Here is a 25602-nt window from a genome sequence, read left to right as displayed (position 1 = left end):
GGTTTTACCTGATAATGAACTTCCTGCGAGTATAAAGCCATAATCAGCTGTAGGTTGTGCATCAAATAGGTAATCGGCATGTTTGCCCCCATAGGATTTCTCCCAAAGGATATCTTGAGCGTGTATTAATAATGGGGATAATAAGAATAGGAATAGGTAGTTTTTTTTCATTATCTAAATTAATTTAAGGATATAAATAATTATCGTATTGTAAGTAAAAACCTAAATTGTATTACAATAATAGGAATACTTTTCGGTAACAACAATAAAAATTATAAAAAAATTATAATAATAAAACTACAAAATTTTAAATTACCAATAAAAAAAGTAAGAATAAAAGCTAATAATTAAGAAAAAACACCAGAATCAACTATTGAGCTAAGTAAAGACAAGAAAAGGGATCCCCTCCCTTTTTAGTTAGAATTATAAAGAAATGTTTATTATGTAAATGTTATTCTAAAAATTAATAATGCGATCAATTTATAAAGTCATGAAATTAGCTAGGCTAATACTTCTTTTTTAAATTAAAAAACCCCTTTACTGATTTTAGCAAAGGGGCTACTCAATTATGAGTAAGAAATATAAAATATTGGAGGACTAATGATAGTTGTAAATACAAAAGTTTTGTAACTGACGCTTATTCTAAAAAATTATTGAGAATCATATAGACAATAATTTACAAACTTCAGAAACAATTCATTGTTTACAAATGACAATAGCTAATCTTTCAGAAGAAGATAAAAAGAATTATAACTAATCCATTATTATGGTATAGATTCACAATAAATATACAAAGCTAATAATGTTGGCATTAGTATAACCGAAAATGAAGGTCCTTAAAAAATACAATAGTAAAAAAAGTACCAATAAATAACCGCAGTTCTATTAGGTTTATTTACAGTTTTTATTGAAAATCATTCTTTAGATAAAATAGTCAGTAAATCATCTAAATTTTTAAGTGTCATAGTAAACCCTTCTATAAATCCCATTTCAATCATCTTTTCTAAGCGATCAAGAGATTCATTATAAATACTAATATGTACAGTTGTTATTCCGTTTTGCTCATTAAAACTCAGATCCCATTCAGAACCAAGCGGTTCAATATTTTCATCTTTATCTGCAAAAGCACTGAACATTTTGAAATTAGTTTTAGGGGTAATAGAAGTATATTTCTGAATTGACCAATGCTCCTCTCCTTCTGGACTCACCATGGCATAAAATCGGTGTCCACCCACTTCAAAATTCATAAACTTTGTTTTCGATGACCATGGTTTAGGTGCCCACCATTGATCAAGAATTTCTTGTCTGGTAAAAGCATCCCATACCATCAAAAGGTTGCCTGCAAATGCTTTAGTTATGCTTGCCGTTTTTGTCGTTTTGTCAATGGTAAAATCAAATAGCAAATCGTTTTTCATTTTTTCTATTCTTTAATTGTTGATAGTACTACATCTAATATTCTTATGGCTTTTTAAGGATCGACTCGGTCAATCTGCTCCTTTTAGTAAATAAAACTAGTGATTTGTGTATGCAAATATACGAATAAAAGCACTTTTAGTAGTAACTACAATCAAATATAGATAATCTGTTTAGAAAAAAATCTGACAAAACAAAGAATCAAATAATTACATACAAACCTAACTAACAATAACTTGAGCTATATCAATAAATTTAATTAACATTTTTTTTTTACAAAAAAACAGTTAAAATTTGAGAGCTAATATTTTTAATATACATTTGTCCTACCTAATTAGTAGAACTAAATACATTGAAAAATATAAAATTTAAGACTCCAAAATACACTTCGCTTTGATAAAATACGAATCAATAGAAAATCTATTTGTCACCTAAATACAAGAATAAAAAAACTTCAATAAAAAAATTATAAAACTCATACAAGGCAAATCTTGTAAAAACCAATTCAAATAATAGTAATCAAAAAAAAAGAAATATGAAGAAACGAATGCAATACAAATAAAAAAAAACCATTTCTGTTGCAGCAGAAATGGTTGAGCTTAAAGAAATTGTACATCTCTAGAAGGAAAACGTAAATGGAATAAATCTGTTTACAGCTCCCTTATTTATTAAACTAAAACAAAGTAATGAAAAAAATAATAAATAGACATATATGCTTATGTATTTTATTGGTTTCTATAGGAATTAAAGCTCAAGAAACCAAAGCATTAATCCAATCTAAACTCGAAGGAATAGTAGTCGATGCTGCTACAAAACAACCAATTATTGGTGCATCAATAAACATTAAAGGAACTACACACGGAGCTGTAACAGATTTTGATGGGAAGTTTTATTTCCAAACAGGACAAAAACTACCTTACACATTATTAGTAAGCTATTTAGGATATAAAAAAGCAGAAGTCGTAGTTACTGGAAACCCAGTTACTATTACGCTTACTGAAGAACAAAATGCGTTATCAGAAGTAGTAGTTACCGCATTAGGAATTACAAAAGAAAAGAAATCTTTAGGATATACAACCCAAGCACTTAAAGGCAAAGAGTTGTCAGAAACAAAAGAAACTAATTTTTTAAATAGCCTTAGTGGTAAATTAGCGGGAGTTCGTATCACCAATTCGCAAGGAGATATGGGGTCTTCACGTATTATTATTCGTGGAGAAACGTCTATTTCTGGTAATAACCAACCATTATTTGTAGTCGATGGAGTTCCTGTAGATAACTCCCAATTAGGAAGTGTTGGTGGCGCTACTCGTGATTTCAGAAATGCAATTGCCGATTTAAATCCTCAGGATATTGAGACATTAACAGTCCTAAAAGGCCCTAATGCTGCCGCATTATATGGTTCTCGTGCTGCGCATGGTGTGGTTCTTATAACAACAAAATCAGGAAAAGGTCAAAAAGGACTGGGTATAAGCATTAATTCAGGCATAACAGTCTCTCAAGTTGCTACATTACCTAAGTTTCAAAATTCATTTGGACAAGGATCAAACGGGAAGTTTAGCTATGTAGATGGTAAAGGAGGCGGAATTAATGATGGTGTTGACGAAAGCTGGGGGCCTAAATTAGACGGGCGTCTTATTCCTCAGTTTAACTCAAAAGGAGTAGCAGTTCCTTTTGTAGCGCATCCTAACAATGTGAAGAACTTTTTTAATACTGGTCTTACCTATGACAATAGTATCTCTATAGCCAAATCAGATGAAAAATCAGATTTCCGTTTAGGAGTCAATAATCAAAAACAATTAGGAACAGTACCTAACAGCGAAATAAACAAAACTAACTTTACTGTTAACACAAACTACCAAATAGCTAAAAACGTAAAAATTGGGGTAACAGCCAACTATATTGTTACCACTGCTCCAACATTGCCAGGTGGGCCATCAGGTAATCGTGCTGCAGGTGTTATGCTTCAGTTTCTTTGGTTCGGACGTCAGGTAGATACTGAGGAACTTAGAAATAATAGAGATGTTAACTGGAACAACAGCTACTATAGCAATCCATATTGGAATGCTTATTACAATACTACTAGCCAACAACGCAACCGTTTTATAGGAGACATTCATTTAGAAGCAAAAATAATAGATGGGCTTCTTTTTAAATTCCGAACAGGAGTTGACTATTACAATGATCGAAGAAAATACGAAATTAAATATGGTACAAACGGAACTCCTTTTGGTTCTTATGCTGAAGACGCTTATACTGTAGATGAAAGAAACACTGAAGGTATCTTTCAATATACTAAAAAAGTAAACGATGATTTTAGCGTAGATGCCCTTGCTGGATTCAACATCCGTAACCATAAAGATGCAAACAATTACCAAAAAGCACCGCGTTTGGCTGTACCTGATTTATACACATTGACAAATTCAAGAGATCCGCTAACTTCTTCAAACTTATTTTCTGAATTAAAAGTGTATAGTGTATATGCTTCGGCACAATTGGGTTATAAAAATTATGCGTTTTTAAACGTTACCGGACGTAACGATTGGTCATCGACATTACCACGCAATAACCGTTCTTATTTCTATCCTTCTATTAGTGGTAGTTTGGTAGTATCTGATGCTTTGAATCTAAAAAGCAATACGCTTGATTTCTTAAAATTACGCGGTGGATGGTCTGAAGTAGGAAACGATGCAGATCCGTATCAATTGGCTACAGTTTACAATTTTCAAGCTGCATTCGACGGAAATCCAATTCAAACATCTTCTAAAAAGAAGCTTAATGAAAACTTGAAACCTGAAACAACTCGTTCTACCGAAGTAGGTTTAGAATCTTCTTTCTGGAAAAATAGATTGCATCTTGATGTTGCCTATTATAACACCAATAGTTTTGACCAAATTTTGGAAATAAAAACGACTACAGCTAGTGGTTATGATTCACAATTAATCAATGCAGGTAAAATAAACAACCACGGTATTGAAATTCAATTGGATGGAACTCCTATTCAAACTCCTAATTTTAAATGGAATGTAGGTCTGAATTATTCAAAGAATATAAGCAAAGTAGACATTCTTGACTATGAAAAACAGATTCAAAACTACACCATTGCTAGTTCTGGCGGCGTAGATGTATTAGCATCTGTAGGACAAGCTTACGGTGCGCTTTACGGAACAGCTTACCAGCGTGACGCAAACGGAAATATAGTGGTAGGTGCAAACGGATTACCACAAGCAGATCCGCAAAAGAAAGTATTAGGACATTATACTCCTGACTTTATGGGAGGTATTACAAATACATTGACGTATAAAAATATAGAACTTTCATTTCTTGTTGATGCAAGAGTTGGTGGAGAGCTTTTTTCAGGAACCAACAGAACTGGTAATTATACAGGTGTATTGGCTCAAACCCTTCCTGGTCGTGATGCAGCAAATGGTGGTTTAAATTATTATGTAACAGGAACTACAAAAACTTTGCTCCCAAATGGAACTGCAGCTCCAGTTGGCTCGGATGTATATGATGATGGAATGATCTTTAATGGAGTATATGCTAATGGAAGCCCAAATACTTCAGTGCTTAGTGCGCAGGAATATTACAAAGCGTCATACAATATTAGCGAAGCTTATATTTATAGCTCCACTTTTGTAAAACTAAGAGAAGTAAAACTTAGCTACAATTTTAACAGAGATTTTGTTAAGAAGCTTGGTTTTCAAGGTGCAAGTATCACTGCAACAGGCCGTAATTTATTCTTTATTTACAGAGATGTGCCCAATATCGACCCAGAATCAGCTTTCAATACCGGAAACGGACAAGGTTTAGAGAGTTTGGCTTTACCAACTACCAGAAGTTTTAGCCTTAATGTTAATCTTAAATTTTAAAAACACGAAATCATGCTAAAAAGAATATCATATATAACTCTATTTGCCTTGTCACTGATCTCTTGCAACGACAGTCTGGATGAAATAAATAAAAACCCAAATGCAACAGCAAAACCATTAGCCCCTTATCTGTTAACAGGATCATTAAAACAGGGAGCTGATTTGTATTGGGGATCAGATAGTAATTTTAATTCCTCTTTATTATTTGTGCAGCATTGGGCTAAAGTTCAATATACAGAGCCAGACAGATACGATGTATCTAACACCTCTTTTGCTCCTTTGTGGAATACAGGATATGCAACCCTGATTACTGATTTAAACACAATCCTGAATTTTCCAGATCAACAGGCAAATTCAAATTATAAAGGAATTGCATTAACACTGCGTTCATGGACGTTTTTGTTGCTAACAGACGCTTTTGGAAGCATTCCTTATAAAGAAGCAGGTCAAAAAGTAACGCCAGCCTATAATACTCAAAAAGAAGTATATACGGGCTTGCTAGAAGATTTAAAACAAGCTCAGTCTTTGCTAAATCCTGCAAACGGAACTGTAACAGGCGATTTGTCCTATAAAGGGGATATTTCGAAATGGAAAAAACTAGTGAATTCGCTTCGTTTGCGTATTGCATTGAGAATTTCAGACAAAGAACCTGCTTTAGCCAAACAAACTGCAATAGAAGCAACTACAGATCCTGCTGGGGTAATTAGTAACAATAACGAAGCTTTTAAGTTTGTTTATACCAGTTCGCCACAACAAAATCCAGCTTCGGCTTGGTTCGAAACTCGTGATGATTTTCGTATTTCGAAAATATTGGTTGATAAGTTAAATGAGTTAGCCGATCCACGTTTGCCTGTTTACGCTCAATTGCCATCAGATGCAACTGTAAATAAATATGTTGGAGCTGCTAATGGATTATCAAACAGTGATGCCAATAGTCAAGGTTTTGCTAAAACATCAAAACCGGGTACTTACTTCCTGACTTCGACATCGCCAGCTGTAATTGCTTCGTATTCTGAAACATTGTTCAATCTTTCTGAAGCAGCAGCTCGTGGTTACATTTCTGGAGATGCAGAACAACTCTATAAAAGTGCCATTACAGCATCGTTCAATCAATTTGGTATTACCGATGCAACAACTATTGCTAACTATCTTAATCAGTCAACTGTGAAATATGATGCAACAAATTATGCCAAATCGATTGGGACACAAAAATGGATTGCATTCTTCGGACAAGGTCTTGATGCCTTTGCTGAGTGGAGAAGACTTGATTATCCAGTATTAAAAGCAGGTCCATCAACGGTTTTAAATGGACAGATTCCTTCGCGTTTCTTCTACCCAGGCACAGAGCAATCATTAAACGGAAATAGTTACCAAGCCGCAGTAGCTGCTCAGGGAAAAGACTTGCTTACTACAAAATTATGGTTTGATGCAAAATAAACTTTAATAGTTCAAAGAAAAGAAATCAGTACTGCTGAAAATATTTTTCTTTTAGAATATTCAAGTTTTATCAAATCATCACTATTTACACAATAAAGAAGCTGTTCGAAAAGTAATTTTCAGACAGCTTCTTTTTTAATTTTTTAAAGTCTTAGAAAACATGATTGTCATATATATCACACCAGATAGGATTTGAAATTACGCCCAGCACCTCTACCCTATCTCATTGAGCATTGATCCAATTTTATCAATCAATTTGCTCGTTTTCTCACATGATTTCAAAAACAAAAATGAGACAACTGATGTATAAAAAACATAAAAGAAAGCCCATTTCTAAACTGAAATGGGCTTTTAAAATTCTAAAAATATCTTCTTCAATTTAGAACAAAGAAATCCTTAAGTTAAAAACTATTGAACTGGATTATACTTTATGATTTTTTGATTTATTTTTCCAAATATAGAGTTACCTTCATTATCATTCATTTCTATCGCTACCATATCACCAAATTTCAAAAAAGGTGTTGTTATCTCTCCTTTTTCGATCATTTCCAAACATCTGATTTCGGCAATACAACTTGATCCAGCAGCAGCTCCTTTATTTGCAACTGTTCCAGAGCCAATTATGGTTCCAGCCATCAGAGAACGAGTTTTAGCTGCGTGCTTAATTAATTGTCCAAAATCAAAAGTCATATCTATCCCCGCATTTGGTGACCCAATTTTTACTCCATTTATAAAAGAATGCAAAGGTAAATGTACCTTTCCTCCATCCCAATTATCCCCTAACTCATCAGGAGTAACAACAACAGGTGAAAAACTGGTCCACGGTTTAGACTGATAAAAACCAAATTGTTTTTTTAACTCATCTGGGATTAAATTTCTTAAAGACACATCATTAACAAGACCAATTAACTTAATATGTTTTTTGGCTTGTTCAGCATTAACTCCTGGTGGCACATCGTCAGTTATAACTACAACTTCAGCTTCCAGATCAATGCCCCAATCTTCATTCTCTACTTTAATATCATCATTAGCCCCTATAAAGGCATCCGAAGCCCCCATATACATCAGCGGATCTGTCCAAAATGATTCTGGTAACTCTGCATTTCTTGCTTTTCTAACCAACTCCACATGAGTTACATAAGCGCTTCCGTCTGCCCAATGATAGGCTCTAGGGATTGGAGCCATTATTTTTGCATCAGTAAAATCAAATATTCCGTCTATTTTTCCTTCTTCTAATTGTCCTGCAGCCACTCTCAAAAGACTTTCACATTTTTCCCAATTATCCATTGCTTGTTGCATAGTTGCAGCAATTGATGGAACTTTAACGGCTTTTGTCAGGTTTTTATTAACCAAAACTAATTGCCCATCTCTTGTTCCATTGTCGATTGTTCCTAATTTCATTTCTCTTTTTTTTGTAAAACTATAAAATTCTTTTTGATATCCAAAGCACAATATAGTCCATCAAAGAAACTGAAAAAATTGCCTTTTACCTCAAAAAAACAAGGTTACTTTCTTAACTTTTTGTGACAAAAAAGATACTAATTCCAAAAGTTTATAAAGATAAATAGGCCTTAACTGACTACTATTACATAATTTTGTGATGCATGAAGCAACTTGCTTCTTACCTATTATACTATGAGCAATACATTTTCTGACAACAGCCAAATAGGAATGGCAGCTACCTTTTCTGAGCTTGTGCATACCGATTTCAAAGGAGAAATGAATGCGTTATGCTGGCACAGAAATCTGGATGGCGATTTTAAAGAGATTGTAGCCCTATTATCTTTACAAGAAAATATAACCGAAGTTTTCCCCGAAGATTTACTCGCACTCCAACTCTCAGAAAAAGGAAATACAGCAAGAGAAACAATCTTAAATGATTTACAATTATTGGCTGATTTTGGCGCTTCGCCTTCTCTTAATTTGCTGAAGTGTTATGAACGTGATGATGAATTTGATTTCATTTCTACAGATGTGTATTCGTTTCATGTAGATCGTTCGCCCATTGCAACAGATACTTTTTTATGCACCTATCACGGAGCGGCAAGTGATATTATTTCTAATTCGCAAGCAGAACAAAAAATTCTAATTCCAGAAATCCGAGCCAAGCTAAAAGAGCTGCATGATGGACCAGAAGAAGAATTCGAAAACTTTCTAGAAGAAAATTATTTTGATTTGCATTATCAGGTAAATGCAGATGCAGAACCTATTAATTTAGGATTGGGGCATCTTTGGCGACTGGCTGTAGATCATCCTAAACAACAAGTACTGCCTTGTATTCATAGAGCTCCAATCGAAAATGAAGGAGAATATCGGTTGTTGCTGATTTGTTGAGTAAGTTGCTGGAAAATACATTTATACCCATGAAATCAGGTATTGTTTTTTATATTTGACATTAGTAAATTTGTTCTTTATCAAAAATAATCATCATGAAGAGTAAGAGTATAAACGGTTCTTTAGTAATGAAATTAACTTTTTTAAAAAATAAAACAGCAAGTCTGGTAAAACAACTTCTTTTTGTGATGCTTCTTCTTCCATTTGCTGCATTCTGTCAAAAGACAGTTGCACCAGGCAGCAAGGATATCAATACCAAATACATTAAACCCGAAAAGTCCCTTTATACAGTATATTATGTTAAGGATACAAGCTGGGTAAAGCAAGGATCATTGACTTATGATATTGTTGCGGCAAATAATCAGTTGAGTTTAACCAATTCCTATACTCCAAAAGACAATTCCAGAACCAGCACTCGCACCACTGTAGCAAATCAGCAAACACTAAAACCGATCAGTTATACCAGCGACGAAAAGAATTCAAAATTAAATCTCGACTTTGGTGAGACCGTTACAGGTAATTACTATTCTAAGAAAACCAAAAAGGATAAAAAACTGAAATTGCATCCCAAAGATGCTTATATAGACTGGAACTGGACCGATCATCTTATAGGAACATTACCATTAGATGTTGGTTATAAAGCACGCTTTCCACAATTCTATTATAACGACGAGTCGAATGTACTTGTAGAATACTATACCATCAAGGAGGTAAAAAGCTTTATCTACAACTCTCCCAGAACAGGTAAGCACGAAACTTGGCTTGTTACAGTTACAGAAGAAAGTACCAATGCCATTTATAATTATATTATAGACAAAAAAGACCATCGTCTGTGGCAGAGAGAAATGTCAATGGGCAAAGGAATGTGGGAAATCACAGTCAATGAAGAATTGGACTATCAGCCAATTAAAAACAAATTCAATAAAGAAGAAACTGCTCAACAGATTTCTAAAGGCAATAGTGTTATTATTGGTACTGCCTATGCAAGATCAGATTCAGGTAAGAAATTGGGTGGTTTGGTCAATACAGCTAAAAAACAATATGCTCCAAAAGGCACGGAGATTACACTTTTTCCAAATTCTGCTTATTATGAGGAATGGGTAGAAGTCAACAAGAAAATTCGTAAACAGAAAAAAATGCCAGAAGTTCCGTTGAATGCTGATTTTGGTTATTCTGTCAAAAAAGCCAAAGTGTATGATGATCAAGGGCATTTTGAGTTCTCAGATCTAATGCCCGGCACCTATGTTGTTATGGCCAGCTTTGATTTTTCTAACTCTTATAACTATTCGTATGTATCTGGCTATACCAATTATTATAACTATTGGGGTTATACAGGTTCCTCTACAAATTACGGTTCTGCCAGACAATCCTATATTGATAAGGCCAATGTTGAAAAACGTGTAACCATAGATAAAGATGGCGATAAAAAAGAAGTCAACTTAAAAGAATAAAAATAGAAAAAGTGTAAAACGGAGCGTTTGCTGTGGTTTGATAATTGTAAAATAGTTCATCGCGAACCCCCTTAATAATGCTATCTAATTTTTCTTGCTAACGCGAGTGTATCGCTCGTGGATGTAAACCAATATAATCTCTATAAATATCTTTTCGGCAAACTCTTGCTAGATTCTTATTTTATTTAGTTGCCTTTTTTGTGTTCACGAGCGAGACACTCGAGCCAGCTTGGGGATTACAAATCTGCGCGATCGGAGAACAAGTTTTTATCTTCAATTTTTTATAAAACTGTATATATATATTTTCTATCTTCATTGTTTTTAATATGTTTGAAAATTATGTCTGTAAAAATTAAAAGCCACAAAACAATTAAAAATACTATTGTTCAACAAATTGAATGCTATAATGCAGAAGGTAAAATAGTAAGAGATGAAAAATATGAAGAAGGAATAGTTGTATCAGTAGAAATTTACAGATATGAATATCAATACAGTTTGATGGAACGATTTAATAGTGAAGGAATATTACGTAGAAGAGATGAAACATGGTACAATGAAAATAATAAAATAGAAAAAGAAAAGCTAGGTTTTGAAACGTATTATTATCAATATGGAGAGGATAAACGGCTTCTTTCTATGAAGAAGTTTGATTCAGAAAATAATATCGAAAATAGTATAGATTACAGTTATGTTGAAGATTACGAATACAGAAAGTTTTTTAATTCTTCGGGTATTTTGGTTTCACTTGACATTACCAAATATAATGAGGCTAAAAAGCCTCTCAGAACAATCTATTTTAAGATACCACATCATGATTTTATCGGCTCAGACGAATCTGAAGGATATAAAGAGTTTTTTGAAATGATGAAAGTCTTTGGTTTTGATAAAAATGGAAACAAGGTAGATACCAAAATCTCGATGTACTTTTTAGAAAAAGAAACCGTTTTTGAATACGATCAATTTGGAAATACGATATCAGAAGAAAGGTATGATTATGATAGTGAAAGTTTAGAAGATAAATTAGTATTTAGAGGTGGAGATTATAGTTACTATAATGAAAATAACTTGTTGATTAAATATCACTCTTTCGAAATAAAAACAGATTGGGACGATGAGCTTTGTTATTTGTACGACTATGTTTTGGATGAAAAAGGAGTGATTATAGAAAAATCAACAGACAGCGGTTTTAATAAAATAATTGAGAAATTTAATTATAATAGCGAAGGAACATTAATCAGTTATGTTGAAAATCGGAATGATGGTGAAGAAATAAAAGAAATTCTTTATGACGATTTTGGTAATAAGATTTCTGAAATTACAGAGTTAAATTTTGACGGTGAATATGAAAAAGACATTAAAGAATATGAAATTGAATATTACTAATTTTTTATAGGTAACAAGATATTTAAATATGGTGTTTATAATTTTAATAATAATATCGTTTATATTCATTGCAATAGCGGTCAGCAAAGAAATGTCTAAAAATGACACAATATCTTGGATATGCGCTACGATAGCGCGGAAATTCTTTCTGTGCCCGTTCTTAATATTAATAAAAACTGATTTTTTTTACAATATGATGAGATAAACTTTGCGGGCACGGATTACAAATCCGCGCTATCGGGTCATTTTGAGTTCTCAGATCTAATGCCAGGCACCTATGTTGTTATGGCCAGCTTTGATTTTTCTAACTCTTATAACTATTCGTATGTATCTGGCTATACCAATTATTATAACTATTGGGGTTATACAGGTTCCTCTACAAATTACGGTTCTGCCAGACAATCGTATATTGATAAGGCCAATGTGGAGAAACGTGTAACCATAGATAAAGATGGCGAGAAAAAAGAAGTCAACTTAAAAGAATAAAAATAGAAGGGGGAAATTCTTTTGAACGATGACACTTGGTTTAAGTTTCAGGATAAAGCAAATCCAATATCTCCAGACAATTGGATGGGGTTAATTAATAGACAAAAAAAGATTTTGCCGATTATAACACCACAAGAAGAAGAAATACTAGCAAAAGGACATTTTAAAGTAAAATAAAATTATGAAAACAATTGATTTAAGTACAATAAATCCCTACGGATTAACAGAAGCAATACTAATTGAAAAAAAAGTCACTAACGAAATTGTTTTTAAAGTAAAAATTTTTAATACAAGCTTCAATACAATAGTTGATTGGGTACCATTGCATTCAAATTCTAATGTAAATAGTTTAGTTTATCTTTTGAATACAGATTTATATTTTGCTTCAGAATTTACAAAGATTAATCAACTACAAGAGTTTTTTGATCAACTTTTATCTATTAATGAACATATTGATTCTACAATAATAGAAGAATATAATGCCATTAAGCAAATATGTGAATCAGCTCTACAAAATGGGAATTCTCTATTTTTAAAATTGGATGATTAATTATCAGAAATATCTCGCCCCATTAGCGTATGAATCGTGTTTTTAATTTTATACCAAGCCAAATTCATTTGATCCGGATCGCTCGGATATTCGCAACGATAGCGCAGAAATTCTATCCGTGCTCGTTCCTCTACTAATAAAAACTAATGTAAAGTATTTAAAAACTAGATTTTCTTTTTAATATATTTTGCAGACACGGACTACAAGTAATGCTGGTGATATGATTAGGTTTGTCTTAAAAAAACATGTTACTGATAATGTTTTAGGAGAAGACTTATGTGATTTACCATCAAAAGAAATAGGAAATTATATTGATAAAATTATAGAGAAGCACAATGAAACTTTTAATTACGGCATGTTATGGCAAGTACGAATAATTATTGTCGCTCAACTATGTCGAAACATTAAAATTAGTGATGATGAATTTAATGAGTTTGCAAATAAAATAGTGCAAGAAGAAAAAGGAAATGCTTCACATTATGAAAAATTTATAAGGAAATATCAAACTCGAATGGAGAAAGAAAATATATCATTTAACAAAGAGAGATGGAGAGAATTTATCAAAACCGATTTAAACCAAGACTTTAATATTAATTCAATATTTCCTTAATATTCCAAAACAATAAAGAGACTCGAAAGTCTCTTTGTGAATTAATATATCTTCTATAAATAATTATTTAGCAATTAATCTTTCAAGCCTCTCCATCATTTCATCTTTCTCTTTCAACATACGTTCAAACAAAACAATTTTCTCTTCGTGAAGTTTTTTTAACTCTTCAACAGAATTGAAGTTGAATGAAGAATTAGGATTTCCAACACAAGCATTATCTCCAAAAGTATTAGAAATGACATTTATAGCTTGTTCTTCATCAAAATTCTGAAAAGCTTCTACAGGAATTCTTAATACAGCTGAAATTTGTTTCAGCAGATTGTCTTCAATTACATCTTTCTGCTCCAGCATAGAAATTTTCTTCTGATTCCAGTCTTCTCCCAGATCATAAGCTAATGCTTCCTGCTTTATGTTTAGCATTTCTCTAAAACGTTTTACGTTTCTTCCCTGATGTATTTTCTGTTCCATAATGAATATCAATTTTCTGAAGGTTCAAAGATAAAGCCATTTGCGTAAAAATCGTGAATTTCAAAGATAAAAAAATATATCATAATACATACTTTTTGTCAGATATTATATCCGTTTTAGAATAGATTATCCTTTTTAAAGAATAGAACTTCGTTTGTAAATTTTAAATCTCTTGAGTATGAAAAAGAATAAGATATCCTTCGAAACAAGCTTTTGGCCAGGACATGTGGCAGGAAATCCATTTAAGGCAATTGATGCCTTTTTTGCCTATGCCGATCTGGACTATTACAAACAGAACTTAACTGAATTGGTAGTTTACAGCTATAAGAGAGAAATCTACAAAGCCAACAATCCCTCTGATGCTTTTGTTTTTTATACTGCTATAAATATTTTTCTTAAAGTGTGTTACTGCCTGCAAAAGAAAAGCAAAAAATGGAAAGTTACAGCCTCTTTGCACTCTGAAACACTATTTCATCTTTCTTCCCTAACGAAGGAAGAATACGATAATCCTTTTATAGTATTTCAAAAAGCATTTGAAGAAAAAACTCTTGAAGAATTTGAATCATTTCTATGTCAAATCATGGAGCTTTCATTGGCTCCTTATGATGGAAATCCTTACTCTGACCTAACGACGTCCTATATTCATTTAACCAAAATGCTCGATGCAGTGGCACTAATGAAAGAAAGAGGCATTGAGAAAATCAAGAAATCTCCTGAATCTGTGTGCTAAAAAACTCCATAATTAGCTAGTAATCATTTTTAGGTTTGAGACTAAATAGAAGTTCTAAATAAATTATTATTTAATCAAACCTAAATTATATATTCTCGCAAAAGCACAAAGAAGCTAAGTAAGCTATCCAGTTGGGGATTGAACTAAAAATCCATTTTAATCTCTTAAATGATTTTAAAGAAAATGACAATCTGTTTTTAAGTCAAAAAAATCAATATTAAATTTTCTAACAAAAAGGCAGAGTTCTAAATAACTTGAGCCATGTTTTCAGCGCAAGGCGTAGAAGAAATATCAATTTCAGTTTGGTTTAATTCACTATATTTTTAATTCTATCCTTTAAAAGATTAAAAGCAGTATAAATACCTGTTGCTATTTGATTTTTTTACTATAATTTCATCTCAAATTCAATTAATATAATTTACAAATTTATTATTGTAAAAATCTATAGAAAAATACTTAGATCGAGCAATGTATGATTGTAATTTTTCCTCCTTTACATTTATTATTAATGAGTTAGATTATGGGAAACCGTATTTTTTTATTAATTGAAATGTAATATTTCTATAAAAAGTGTGTAAAAATTAAGCATTTATAAAACTATAAGTAGGTGGGCAGATAACAAAACATCTCAAGATTTACTAGGATTTAAAGTTCATGCAGATTTGATCATAGATGTCATCAATGATGACCCAATTTTGCCTGTTACAATAGAGGTTTCACTTTAAAAAACATACCTTCCTGTAAAGGTTTAATTGCAGGGGAAGAACCGAAAAGCCTTATGAGTAGGAAAACAATAAAGTAACATTATGAATAATATTAGAATTCACCCTTCAATAGGTGTAGCAAGGCTTGGAAATAGCCCCGAAGGAAAGTTATTAGTGCCTAATAAAACAGGAGGTTTGCCGCATCAGTACAATTTGGATAATCTTGATCAATATGACAATATTAATCAAAGTAAATTATCAACTGAAAACTTTAAAGATGAATTTGGACTTATTAAAAGACAAGGTCAACCATTTAGAGTTTATGATGAACAAGGAACAGAAATAACTTTAGATTATCCAGATGTAGAATATATAGAATGGACTGTTCATTTAGCAAATAAAAAAGCGGAATGGTATGAATACCATGAACTACAAGGAAATCTATTATATCCTCAAAACTCCTATAAAGAGAATGGGAAAAGATATACTGATGGTGTTTTTCCATTAAGAAATAAAGATAATAAAAAAAGACGCGAACTAATATTAGATACTGGAAGTAGAAGTATTCTAATCGATAAAAATTCTAATAAACAAGCTGCTTATTTCACAAGTAATAGCGAGAAAGACTGTAAAAAAAATTTAGCTGAAGGGAAATATGGAACTCCTATAAATACTCTAGGGGAAATTCATACGGACCAGAAGGGAAGATTAATCATTTTTGGTGGTCATGGACATACTTGTGGAGAAAAAGACTTAGCAGGTTACGGTGGTGGAGACACATGGCATGACGATATTTCTGATGGTTCAGTGGTTTGTAAAGTTAAATTTAAAAATGGTAGTACTCATGAAGCAAATGCATGGTGTATTGTTGGTTCGCCAGATTTTGCTCCTGAGATTGTCAACATTTCGACTTTATATGATACGATGCTGGATTTAGCAATCAATAATTTTAAAACACAATTAATTGGTGCAAAAGGAGAAAAAGTAATTAATGATGGTAAATATAATAATGATTATATCGCTATTTACGAACGTGATATTCATCCTATTTTCGAAAGAATGGCGCGTTACCAATGGGTAGGCAATGTACAACCTATGGTTAATTTTGGTTTATTTACCTATGATCATAAATTAGATGTGTCTACATTAGATGATAAAAAAAAGGAAGCTATTCTAACAAACAGAAAAATTATATACGACTATTTCAGACAAATAGATGGGCTTTCAAAAAATGATGACGGTAAAACACCTCGTTTTGAAGAGGAGGATACTAGAAAGTTTTATCATGAGTCTCATTATAATGGTCCATCATTAGTGGAAGATGCTAAAATGAGAGACAAATATCCTCAGGATGAATATCCTCAAGAATATTTATTCAAAGACCACGCAAAAAATTTAAAAACTGAAGGTGAAAATGAGATAATAGAATTCGGTAATTTGTTTCCTCTAATGCCATTAAATTCAGGTTCTAGTTCTCCAAGAAATGAAAATCCATTAAAGTTTGTATCATTAACAAAAATACAAGTATTTTTATTAAAGCAATGGTCTGAAGGTAAATGTATAAGTAATGAAGATTTCAAAGAAGAAGATCAACCTTATTATAAAGATTCAATTAGTATTGGGAATTGTATTGGTTTGCCGATGAGTCCAGGAATTGAAGTTACATGGTCGGTCCATAATCCTGTTATTTATGACGGACCTTTTTCAATTAGACATGCGGAAATAAATAATAATTTATTAACTCTCACAAGAGATGAATGTGAGGGAGGTGGATGCGAACCTGGAGATTTAACTAAACGTATGGCATGTCCATGGCAAGCAGATTTTATAAACTGTTCATTGCAAACAATTAATTTTTCAAATCCTGCACAAAATAGACATTATGTAGTAAATGATAATGTTGATCTAAATAATGCAAAAATAGACGACGAAAGTATTGATCGTAAATTTCCAGCACCTATATATTATACGTATTGGTGGCCCGCCCAAAGTCCTTGGGAGGTAATCGTTGGGGATTTTACAATCAAACGTCAAGTGGCGAATGGCGGTTTTGAAGCGGGGAGACAAATGCTTTATCAAAGAGGTATTAATAGTTACGACCAAATGGTAAATTATTGGGATACTTTAGGCTTCATTCGCGATGTTAACTACAAAAATCCAGGTTTCCCTTATATTGTAGAGACTGAAAGAAATCATGAATTCTATACTGCAAAAAAGCTCCCTGTTGGTGAAATTATGCATACTGGTAGAGATAAAGATGTTGAAATACCTGTGTTTTATATCGAAGACTGGAAAGCTAATATGGCAAGAATAAAACAAAAGGAAAAAGAGACGAATGAAGAATCTGAAAATCAAAATAAACAACAATTTATCACAGCATCTATTCTATCTAATCCTTTGACTTCTAATGATGAAAATGAAATTGTTAGAATTGGAAATGAGAGTACTTATAAAGAATATAAGAAGAGGTTAATAGAGTCTATTAAATCTACTTCATTGAAAAACTTAGGTTCAGATTCAAGAAGATAATCTATGAAAACATTTAATACGGATGTACTTATAATTGGTGGAGGTCCAGCAGGGGCCTCTGCCGCTGTAAGTATACTTAAATATTCAAAACTAAGTGTCGCTATTGTTGAAGTTTCAAATTTGGAAACTGTTAGAGTAGGTGAACAGGTTAGTAAAAGTATTTTTGATTTTTTAAATCATTTAGGTTTAGAAAAGTCAGATTTTGGCGATGATTGTTTTTTACCCGGTTATAGTAGTAATGCAGCTTGGGGTAATAGCAAAATTAGTTCAAGACATTCTATTCAAAGCACAGAAGTCGATAGCTACCAACTAAACAGGGATATTTTTGATTTAGTGATGCTAAGTAAAGCACAAGAAAAAGGTGCCTCTCTTTTTTTAGAAACAAAATGTATTTCGTTCAATAAAAATGCAGATAACTGGGAAGTTGAAATCAACAATTCAGATTTAGGAACTATTACAATTGTATCAAAATATTTGATTGATGCTAGCGGTAGACAAAGCCATGTAAGTAGACAATTAGGCGCCAAAATATCGAAAGCCGATGGACTTGTTGCAGTTGGTGCTTTCCTTGAATTTAATACGGATAAACCATTAGAACACGAAATTTTCCTTGAAACTGTAGAAGATGGTTGGTGGTATTATGCTTTATTGCCCAATAATAAAATATTAGCTACCCTATTTACAGATGCTGAAATTATTAAAGAAAAACGATTAAATAGTATCGAAAATTGGTCTAATGCATTGCAAAATACAGTTCACATGAAGCATAAAGTTTCTGGTACTGTTTCGCATGAAAAACTATGGGTAAGAAATGCCTTTTCTCATATTACAGATTTTAGTATGATTACCGATTTTATTGCCATTGGTGATGCAGCGGCTTCATTCGACCCTATTTCATCTATGGGAATTGGTTTTGCTATAAGTTCTGCTTGCAATGGCGCACTCGCTATTATAGATGGCGGTACAGAACGTATCGCGACCTATCAATCCGACTTATATAATATTTACAATCATTACCTCGAAACAAGAGCACAGTATTATCATCAAGAAGTACGTTGGTTAAATAGTGCTTTTTGGAATGGTAAAAACTAAAATTGATTGTCCTTTTTAATCATAATCCTGTGATAACTACTCAAAATCAATTTATTCGCTTCAGTCGAGCAATAATTGTATTCGAAAAAATGAGAGCGGGAAATTCAAATAATTATTATAAACCCGATCGCGCAGATTTAACTCCGCAACGATAGCGCGGATTTTCAATCCGTGCCCAAAAAGTAATTCCTTTAAAAGCTCACAAATAAAAAGTAAAACTTTCCATTATACTTTTTATTTTTATAAGAAAAAAGATCATGTAGGCAAGATACAAAGCAACAACAGAGGAAGCATATTTTAAATCTATAGCCTTCCAGAAAATATTAACAACAATTGAAATTTTTGATTTGCATTGCGTCCAATCTTTGCGGGCACGGATTACAAATCCGCGCTATCGGGATCAATACAAAGCTTTGCGAACTTAGTGTCTTCTATCTGTAAAATTAAATCTTAACGTACTTTACGTTTATTTTTTTTGCCACAAATATACTTCGTCACGTTTAAAATGATGCATCAATACTTCACATTAAGATTTAACTTTCTGATACAAAATACAAACCCTCCTGAAATATCTGAAGGGTTTTGTAATTACCATTTATTAATGACAAACATACATGCTAATCATCAGTATATTCAATAAGTAAATCACCTTTCTCAACCAAACTGTTTTCATTGAGGTGAATTTTGTGTATGATTCCAGATTTACCCAATACCGTATTTTCCATTTTCATGGCTTCAATTGTAAATAAGGGCTGATCTTGTTTGATTTGTTCTCCTTCTTTTACCCAGATCTTACTTAATAATCCAGGCAAAGGAGCGCCAATTTCAGCAGTTGTTAATGCTTTTCGATTTTGTATATTCGTAGTTTTTATAGCTATATCTTTTATTTCAATGGCCTTGGTTTGTCCATTTAGTTTAAAATAAACCGTTCTTATTCCTTGTAAATCAGGCTCAGATTTATATAAAAATTTCACTATAATAGATTTTCCTTCAGAAATATTAACGATTACTTCTTCATTAGGTTTTAATCCGTAAAAAAATGTAGTAGAAGGAATCACACTCACATCTCCATATTTTTCAATTGTTTTAAAATAATCTTCAAAAACTTTAGGATAAAACAAATAGGATAAAAAATCAGCTAATGTACAGGAAAGAGAAAATTTTTGCTGAAAAATTTCAAATTCGTTATCAAAATCTATAGGGGTTAAATGTGCATTGGGCAAATCTAAAAATGGTTTTTCTTTTTTGAGAACCATTTGTTGAAAATCTGCTGGCCATCCTCCATCTGGTTGCCCCAACTCCCCTTTAAGCATTCCTTTTACAGAATTAGGAAAGGACAAAGTGGTGCCTTGATCTAGAACATCTTGTTTGCTCAAATTACTGCTAACCATAAACATGGCCAGATCACCCACTACCTTTGAGGAAGGCGTTACTTTTATAATATCACCAAGTAAACTATTGGCATCCTGATACGCTTGTTTAATGTCTGTCATTCTAGTCTCTAAGCCTAAGGAATAAGCCTGAGGTTTTAAATTCGAATATTGCCCTCCTGGAATCTCATGTTTATAAACTTCTGCTGTGCTTGATTTTAAATCAGACTCAAAAGGATAATAATACTCCCTGATATCTTCCCAGTAATTACTGTATTGATTTAGTTTTTCAACATCAAGTCCCGAATCGCGAGGGGTTCCTTTTAAAGCTTCTGCAAAAACATTAAAATTAGGTTGTGAGGTAAGTCCTGACATAGATGATAATGCAACATCGATAATATCAACCCCTGCTTCTACTGCTTTAAGATAAGTAGCAGACTGTATTCCAGCGGTATCATGGGTGTGCAAATGTATTGGAATAGCAATAGATTTTTTTAATTCGGTTATTAATTTTTCGGCAGCATATGGTTTCAATAAACCAGCCATATCTTTTATACACAAAATATGAGCGCCTGTATCTTCTATTCTTTTAGCGAGATCCAAATAATAGTTGAGATTGAATTTAGGACGCTCAGGATTTAGAATGTCTCCTGAATAGCCCATACAAACCTCTGCAAGCGAATCTGTATTTGTAAGTACAGCATTAATACTGTTCTTCATATTATCGATACTATTGAGTGAATCAAAAATTCTAAATACATCTATCCCCTTTTGAGCAGATACTTCAATAAATTTTTCAACCAAATTATCAGGATAAGCAGTATACCCCACTCCATTAGAACCTCTAATCAGCATTTGCAACAGTACATTGGGCATCGCTTTTCTCATTTGTTCCAAACGACTCCAAGGGCATTCATTCAAAAATCGCATCGCAACATCAAATGTGGCTCCACCCCAAACTTCCATAGAGAACATTTCTGGGAAGTCTTTCGTAAATGTTTCTGCAAAAGGCATCATATCGATCGTACGCACTCTGGTAGCGAGCAATGACTGGTGCGCATCTCGCATCGTGCAATCGGTATACAAAATTTGGTTTTGTTCTTTAATCCAGTTTGAAAATGCTTTAGGTTTTAACTCTTCTAATAGTTGTTTGGTTCCATTAGCATGAAAAGCACTTGATGGGATTGGTAATTTTGGAGTCAGAAATTTTTTCTCAGGTACAATAAAGGGAACATCTGAATTACCATTGACAATTATATTTCCGATAAATGCCAAATTCTTAGTTACATTATCGGATTTTCTTTTGATTTTCATCAATGATGGATTATCTCCTATAAAATTCACCGTAATATTTCCTGCTTGAAAATCGGGATGAACAATTAAGTTTTCTAAAAAAGGAATATTGGTTTTAACCCCTTCAATAGTAAATTCTTTCAGCGTTCTTAAAAGACGCTGACTCGTTCCTTCTAATGTTCTTCCTCTGGCAGTAATCTTTACGAGCATAGAATCAAAAAAAGGTGAAATCTTAACTCCCGAATAAGAGCTTCCTTCATCTATCCTGATGCCATAACCTCCAGCATTTCGATACGCAATAATAGTTCCATAATCGGGTGTGAAATCATTAGCCGGATCTTCGGTAGTAATCCTGCATTGGATTGCAAAACCACTACATTTTAAACTTTCTTGTCCCATAATATAAATTCCTGGACTGGACAGTTGGTGACCGCAAGCAATAAGAATTTGACTTCTAACAATATCAATTCCTGTTACTTCTTCTGTAACAGTATGCTCTACCTGGATTCGGGGATTTACTTCTATGAAATAAATGTTTTCTGCTGCATCGACTAAAAATTCAACCGTTCCAGCATTATTGTAATTTACTTTAGTTGCAATACTAAGTGCATACTTGTATAACTTATCTTTTGTTTCTTGTTTTAAATTTGGGGCTGGAGCAATTTCGACCACTTTTTGAAATCTTCGCTGTACACTACAATCACGCTCAAATAAATGGACAATGTTTCCATAATTATCTCCTAATAATTGTACTTCAATATGTTTGGGGTTTTCAATGAATTTTTCAAGAAATAACGTATCATCACCAAAAGCTGTTTTTGCTTCTCTTTTTGCTTCGTTAAACAAAGCTTCTAACTGATTGGGATTTCGAACCACTCGCATACCACGGCCTCCCCCACCTGCTGCGGCCTTTAACATTAGTGGATAGCCTATGCGATTTGCTTCTTCTTGAGCAATAGAAAACGAAATAAGGTTTCTTTTGCTGTCTTCAATTAAAGGTACATTGGCAGCTAATGCGATTTTTTTGGCAGCCACTTTGTCTCCTAATTGTTCCATGACTTCTGGATTGGGGCCAATCCATAAAATTCCATTTTCTGCACATTTAGTAGCAAATAGTACATTCTCTGATAAAAAACCATAACCTGGATGTATCGCCTCCACTCCTTCGGCTTTGGCTACTTTTATGATTTCATCAATATCAAGATAAGGTTTTAAGGGATCTGTATCTTTGCCAATCTGATACGCTTCATCCGCTTTGTAGCGATGCAGGGAATACCTGTCTTCGTAGGTATAAATCGCTACAGTTTTAATTTTTAATTCCGCGGCAGCGCGAAAAATACGTAGTGCAATCTCTCCTCTATTTGCAACTAGTAATTTTGAAATTGTTCTCATTTTAATAAATTAAGTTAAATATCCACAAAATAAAAACGACTTATTTTGAACAACTTCTGAGGATAAAATCTATTAATTTATATTGCTTAAAATCCAATTCTTCTCAGACTCCTTCCAATGGAATGGATAATAAATAAAGTAATTCTCTTAATTCAGGTCATTCAAAATAAAAACCATTTTTTATAGCTTCAGGAATCCTTTCTTCCCGTATTTGGTGTTCAAATTCATTGTTATATGTATTATAATTATATTGATAATCATCATTTCTTCCTAATAAAAAACTGATTTACAAGGCGCAACAAATATATAAAAGTTCTTGAGTTGACCACGTTCAAACTAAAAATAAACAATGTTATTTTCATTTCTGAAAGTTTCTTTTGAATCAGGCTTTGATATGCTGGGGATCTAAAATCATTTGCAAATAAAAAAACATAAAAAAAGTCCAATTCCTAAGAATTGGACTTTTCAGCTTGTGGCCTTAACTGGACAAATTTCTATAAATTTTATGGAAGATTTGAAGATTTTGCCTTACTGTATACAGAATCTGTCTTTCAATGGCATCAGATATTTGGTTTAGATATACTGTAATGGATTAATGTAAAAAATTGATTTATTTACATATCTTATTTTGCCACAAAATGCACTCAATATTTTTTTGACTAGTTAATACAAAAAGAAACAGCCTTAAAATTCTGTGGTAAAAAGTATATCAACTTCAATTAGGTCATAAAATTTTGCTACCCTTTTGTTCCGTTTCGAATGAAAATGAGTATTTCAAAACACCATAACTCACTAAAAATGAGTACTTATACGGGTAAATAGATCGGCGAAGTAGATTATATTTGATAGTATTTTCACTATTAACCAGTGCTATCAAAATACATTGCGCCTTAAATCCTCCTCTTATGAAAAAAACGTTACTTTTCTTCGTGTTTTTACTTTTCAGCTGTTCTCCGATAGGTACCTTATACAATGATTTCGGAGACCTAAAAGAGCAGCAGACTTACACAGCAATAAATGAACCTATCCGAATTTATATAGACCGCCATGGGGATGTGTATCCAGAATTCAAGATCAATTCTGATCTTTTTCGAAGTAATGGCTCTATCCTAGAGGATGTTTATATTAAAGATCATACTACACTTTTGAATGTTTTCAAGGGTGAAAATATTCCTTATGAGACAAAGAAGACAACAGCTGAAAATATAACTGCTTTACAATTACATTTGGATCAAAAATATAGTAATCTGATTGACAAGGCTTCGGGTACTAAGACTATTATTTATCTCATTCACGGTTACAATAATAACGCAGATCGAGCTTCAATAGCTTTTAGCAGGTTAAGAGTCGCTGTCACCCAACTGAAACCCAATATGAATTTTCAGTTTGTCGAAGTGTATTGGGATGGTTTGAATAATGGTGACAAAATTTTCAATACCGTTAAAATTTGGAATAATGCCCAATTCAGTGCCGCACGGGCAGGTCTAGGATTAAGAAGGATATTAAACAAAACGAAAGCAGAACACTCTTATGTGATTACTCACAGCCTCGGTGCAGCGGTTATTATAGAAGCTCTTTTTAATGCCAAAAGATTTAAAGACAGTTTTTATGTGGAAGATTCCCTAGGAATTGAAATCAAACAATTACATAATAACGAAATCTATAATTCTCCATCCTCCAGATTCACAGTAGGTATGTTGACTCCTGCCATACCCGGAAAGAATGTTTTTCAAGATTACTATCAAAGGACAGTAAAAGGAAAGGATATTCAAGAAATTACAGTGCCTTACCAATTTATCAATGGGTTCAATGAGTATGATATTGTTACCACAAAATGGATATTTAGCAAATATGTGGGAGCTACTACACTCTCCTGCAATGAAGAGGAGCATGAAAAAGTTCGTGACTTTTTTTCAGGAAATACAAGTATTTATGACAGGGTAGTCTTCTCTAAAAGTCATGGTAATAAGCAAAGCAGCCATGCTGTTAGAGATTACATTGAGAATGAAAATTTTCCACTATTTATTACGGCATTGTTTAAAAGTTCCTTATGAAAGAGCTATCTAATTCTACCGTATTTAATAAGAGACTGAGTTGTTAATGGAAAATCAAACAGGAAAATCCTACTCTCCGAAGTCTTCCTTATGAAAAGATAAATATCTTTGAAATTTATGCATTTTTTTTGCTTCTTAGAAATTCTACACCCGATAAAAATCTCACCACTTTTTATTATTAGTTCTTATTTTCCTTGATTATTTTATATTTAGAAAACAATATTCTAAGAAATAAGTTAACGGTTTGAATTGAATAAAGATAACTCTATAGGACAATCAAAGACTTTGTTTAAACACAAAACAACCAATAATTTTTACCGCAAAGAGCACAAAGAAAAAAAAGGCTCACAAAGCCATTAAACTTTGCGAACCTTTGCGAACCTTTGCATATCCCGATAGCTATCGGGACTGTGGTCTTTGCGGTATTTTTTTGTCAA

General features: G+C 32.7%; 17 protein-coding genes. 13 read left to right on the top strand and 4 right to left on the bottom strand.

The genetic code is table 11. The annotated features are described in order from the left end of the window. Positions 1-914: 914 nt before the first annotated feature. Positions 915-1415, bottom strand: coding sequence for an SRPBCC domain-containing protein (locus LPB87_RS20225; protein ID WP_129538324.1), 501 nt, complete (start codon positions 1413-1415; stop codon positions 915-917). Between the two features lie 684 nt (positions 1416-2099). Here LPB87_RS20225 and LPB87_RS20220 point away from each other — a divergent pair. Both LPB87_RS20220 and LPB87_RS20215 read left to right on the top strand, forming a co-directional pair. Next, on the top strand, positions 2100-5282 hold the full coding sequence (locus LPB87_RS20220; protein WP_230729149.1) for a SusC/RagA family TonB-linked outer membrane protein: 3183 nt from the start codon (positions 2100-2102) through the stop codon (positions 5280-5282). Positions 5283-5294: 12 nt separating this feature from the next. Further along, the gene (locus LPB87_RS20215) at positions 5295-6719 is read left to right on the top strand and encodes a SusD/RagB family nutrient-binding outer membrane lipoprotein (protein WP_230729147.1); all 1425 of its coding nucleotides are present in this window, start codon (positions 5295-5297) and stop codon (positions 6717-6719) included. Between the two features lie 408 nt (positions 6720-7127). Here the strand turns inward: LPB87_RS20215 and LPB87_RS20210 are convergent, their stop codons facing one another. Beyond that, on the bottom strand, positions 7128-8120 hold the full coding sequence (locus LPB87_RS20210) for a fumarylacetoacetate hydrolase family protein (RefSeq protein ID WP_230729145.1): 993 nt from the start codon (positions 8118-8120) through the stop codon (positions 7128-7130). Between the two features lie 234 nt (positions 8121-8354). Between LPB87_RS20210 and LPB87_RS20205 the strand changes: the two genes are divergently transcribed. The 7 genes from LPB87_RS20205 (at position 8355) to LPB87_RS20175 (ending at position 13533) form a co-directional block, all read left to right on the top strand. After that, the gene (locus LPB87_RS20205) at positions 8355-9053 is read left to right on the top strand and encodes a DUF1826 domain-containing protein (protein WP_230729143.1); all 699 of its coding nucleotides are present in this window, start codon (positions 8355-8357) and stop codon (positions 9051-9053) included. Between the two features lie 95 nt (positions 9054-9148). Next, entirely contained in the window at positions 9149-10504 is a 1356-nt protein-coding gene (locus LPB87_RS20200; protein WP_230729141.1) for a hypothetical protein, read from the top strand. A gap of 339 nt (positions 10505-10843) precedes the next feature. After that, entirely contained in the window at positions 10844-11887 is a 1044-nt protein-coding gene (locus LPB87_RS20195) for a hypothetical protein (RefSeq protein WP_230729139.1), read from the top strand. A 264-nt stretch (positions 11888-12151) separates the two neighbouring features. After that, positions 12152-12373, top strand: coding sequence for a hypothetical protein (locus LPB87_RS20190; protein ID WP_230729137.1), 222 nt, complete (start codon positions 12152-12154; stop codon positions 12371-12373). 21 nt (positions 12374-12394) lie between these two features. Then, positions 12395-12550, top strand: a complete 156-nt coding sequence (locus tag LPB87_RS20185) for a hypothetical protein (protein WP_230729136.1) — start codon at positions 12395-12397, stop codon at positions 12548-12550. 4 nt (positions 12551-12554) lie between these two features. After that, positions 12555-12923 (top strand): hypothetical protein, encoded by a 369-nt coding sequence (locus tag LPB87_RS20180; protein ID WP_230729134.1) that lies wholly within the window; start codon positions 12555-12557, stop codon positions 12921-12923. 187 nt (positions 12924-13110) lie between these two features. Next, complete coding sequence (locus LPB87_RS20175) at positions 13111-13533, top strand: hypothetical protein (protein WP_230729132.1); 423 nt, start codon at positions 13111-13113, stop codon at positions 13531-13533. A 63-nt stretch (positions 13534-13596) separates the two neighbouring features. Here the strand turns inward: LPB87_RS20175 and LPB87_RS20170 are convergent, their stop codons facing one another. Further along, a complete protein-coding gene (locus LPB87_RS20170) occupies positions 13597-14001 on the bottom strand; it encodes a helix-turn-helix transcriptional regulator (protein ID WP_230729130.1) in 405 nt (134 codons plus the stop codon). Between the two features lie 178 nt (positions 14002-14179). Between LPB87_RS20170 and LPB87_RS20165 the strand changes: the two genes are divergently transcribed. The 3 genes from LPB87_RS20165 to lodB all read left to right on the top strand — a co-directional run bounded on the left by LPB87_RS20165 (position 14180) and on the right by lodB (position 19056). Continuing rightward, a complete protein-coding gene (locus LPB87_RS20165; RefSeq protein WP_230729128.1) occupies positions 14180-14731 on the top strand; it encodes a hypothetical protein in 552 nt (183 codons plus the stop codon). 806 nt (positions 14732-15537) lie between these two features. Beyond that, positions 15538-17964 carry a LodA/GoxA family CTQ-dependent oxidase gene (locus LPB87_RS20160; protein WP_230729127.1) on the top strand — a complete coding sequence of 809 codons (2427 nt, stop codon included), beginning with the start codon at positions 15538-15540 and terminating at the stop codon, positions 17962-17964. 3 nt (positions 17965-17967) lie between these two features. Next, positions 17968-19056, top strand: a complete 1089-nt coding sequence (gene lodB, locus LPB87_RS20155; RefSeq protein WP_230729125.1) for a lysine-epsilon-oxidase maturase LodB — start codon at positions 17968-17970, stop codon at positions 19054-19056. Positions 19057-19673: 617 nt separating this feature from the next. On the opposite strand, the gene LPB87_RS20150 is transcribed toward lodB, so the two are convergent. Continuing rightward, entirely contained in the window at positions 19674-23111 is a 3438-nt protein-coding gene (locus LPB87_RS20150; RefSeq protein ID WP_230729124.1) for a pyruvate carboxylase, read from the bottom strand. A 905-nt stretch (positions 23112-24016) separates the two neighbouring features. On the opposite strand from LPB87_RS20150, the gene LPB87_RS20145 reads away from it, so the two are divergent. Beyond that, positions 24017-25165: an alpha/beta hydrolase gene (locus LPB87_RS20145; RefSeq protein WP_230729122.1), complete on the top strand. Its 1149-nt coding sequence runs from the start codon at positions 24017-24019 to the stop codon at positions 25163-25165. Positions 25166-25602 lie beyond the last annotated feature (437 nt).

Origin of the sequence: Flavobacterium sp. EDS, assembly GCF_020991525.1 — a bacterium.
Taxonomy (GTDB): Bacteria; Bacteroidota; Bacteroidia; order Flavobacteriales; family Flavobacteriaceae; genus Flavobacterium.
Note: the sequence above shows the minus strand (reverse complement) of the source record. Positions and strands in the feature narration are given on the sequence as shown.

Coding starts and splice junctions, on each gene's coding strand:
- LPB87_RS20225 (WP_129538324.1), bottom strand. CDS start 1,415: ATGAAAAACGATTTGCTATTTGATTTTACCATTGACAAAACGACAAAA.
- LPB87_RS20220 (WP_230729149.1), top strand. CDS start 2,100: ATGAAAAAAATAATAAATAGACATATATGCTTATGTATTTTATTGGTT.
- LPB87_RS20215 (WP_230729147.1), top strand. CDS start 5,295: ATGCTAAAAAGAATATCATATATAACTCTATTTGCCTTGTCACTGATC.
- LPB87_RS20210 (WP_230729145.1), bottom strand. CDS start 8,120: ATGAAATTAGGAACAATCGACAATGGAACAAGAGATGGGCAATTAGTT.
- LPB87_RS20205 (WP_230729143.1), top strand. CDS start 8,355: ATGAGCAATACATTTTCTGACAACAGCCAAATAGGAATGGCAGCTACC.
- LPB87_RS20200 (WP_230729141.1), top strand. CDS start 9,149: ATGAAGAGTAAGAGTATAAACGGTTCTTTAGTAATGAAATTAACTTTT.
- LPB87_RS20195 (WP_230729139.1), top strand. CDS start 10,844: ATGTCTGTAAAAATTAAAAGCCACAAAACAATTAAAAATACTATTGTT.
- LPB87_RS20190 (WP_230729137.1), top strand. CDS start 12,152: ATGCCAGGCACCTATGTTGTTATGGCCAGCTTTGATTTTTCTAACTCT.
- LPB87_RS20180 (WP_230729134.1), top strand. CDS start 12,555: ATGAAAACAATTGATTTAAGTACAATAAATCCCTACGGATTAACAGAA.
- LPB87_RS20170 (WP_230729130.1), bottom strand. CDS start 14,001: ATGGAACAGAAAATACATCAGGGAAGAAACGTAAAACGTTTTAGAGAA.
- LPB87_RS20165 (WP_230729128.1), top strand. CDS start 14,180: ATGAAAAAGAATAAGATATCCTTCGAAACAAGCTTTTGGCCAGGACAT.
- LPB87_RS20160 (WP_230729127.1), top strand. CDS start 15,538: ATGAATAATATTAGAATTCACCCTTCAATAGGTGTAGCAAGGCTTGGA.
- lodB (WP_230729125.1), top strand. CDS start 17,968: ATGAAAACATTTAATACGGATGTACTTATAATTGGTGGAGGTCCAGCA.
- LPB87_RS20150 (WP_230729124.1), bottom strand. CDS start 23,111: ATGAGAACAATTTCAAAATTACTAGTTGCAAATAGAGGAGAGATTGCA.
- LPB87_RS20145 (WP_230729122.1), top strand. CDS start 24,017: ATGAAAAAAACGTTACTTTTCTTCGTGTTTTTACTTTTCAGCTGTTCT.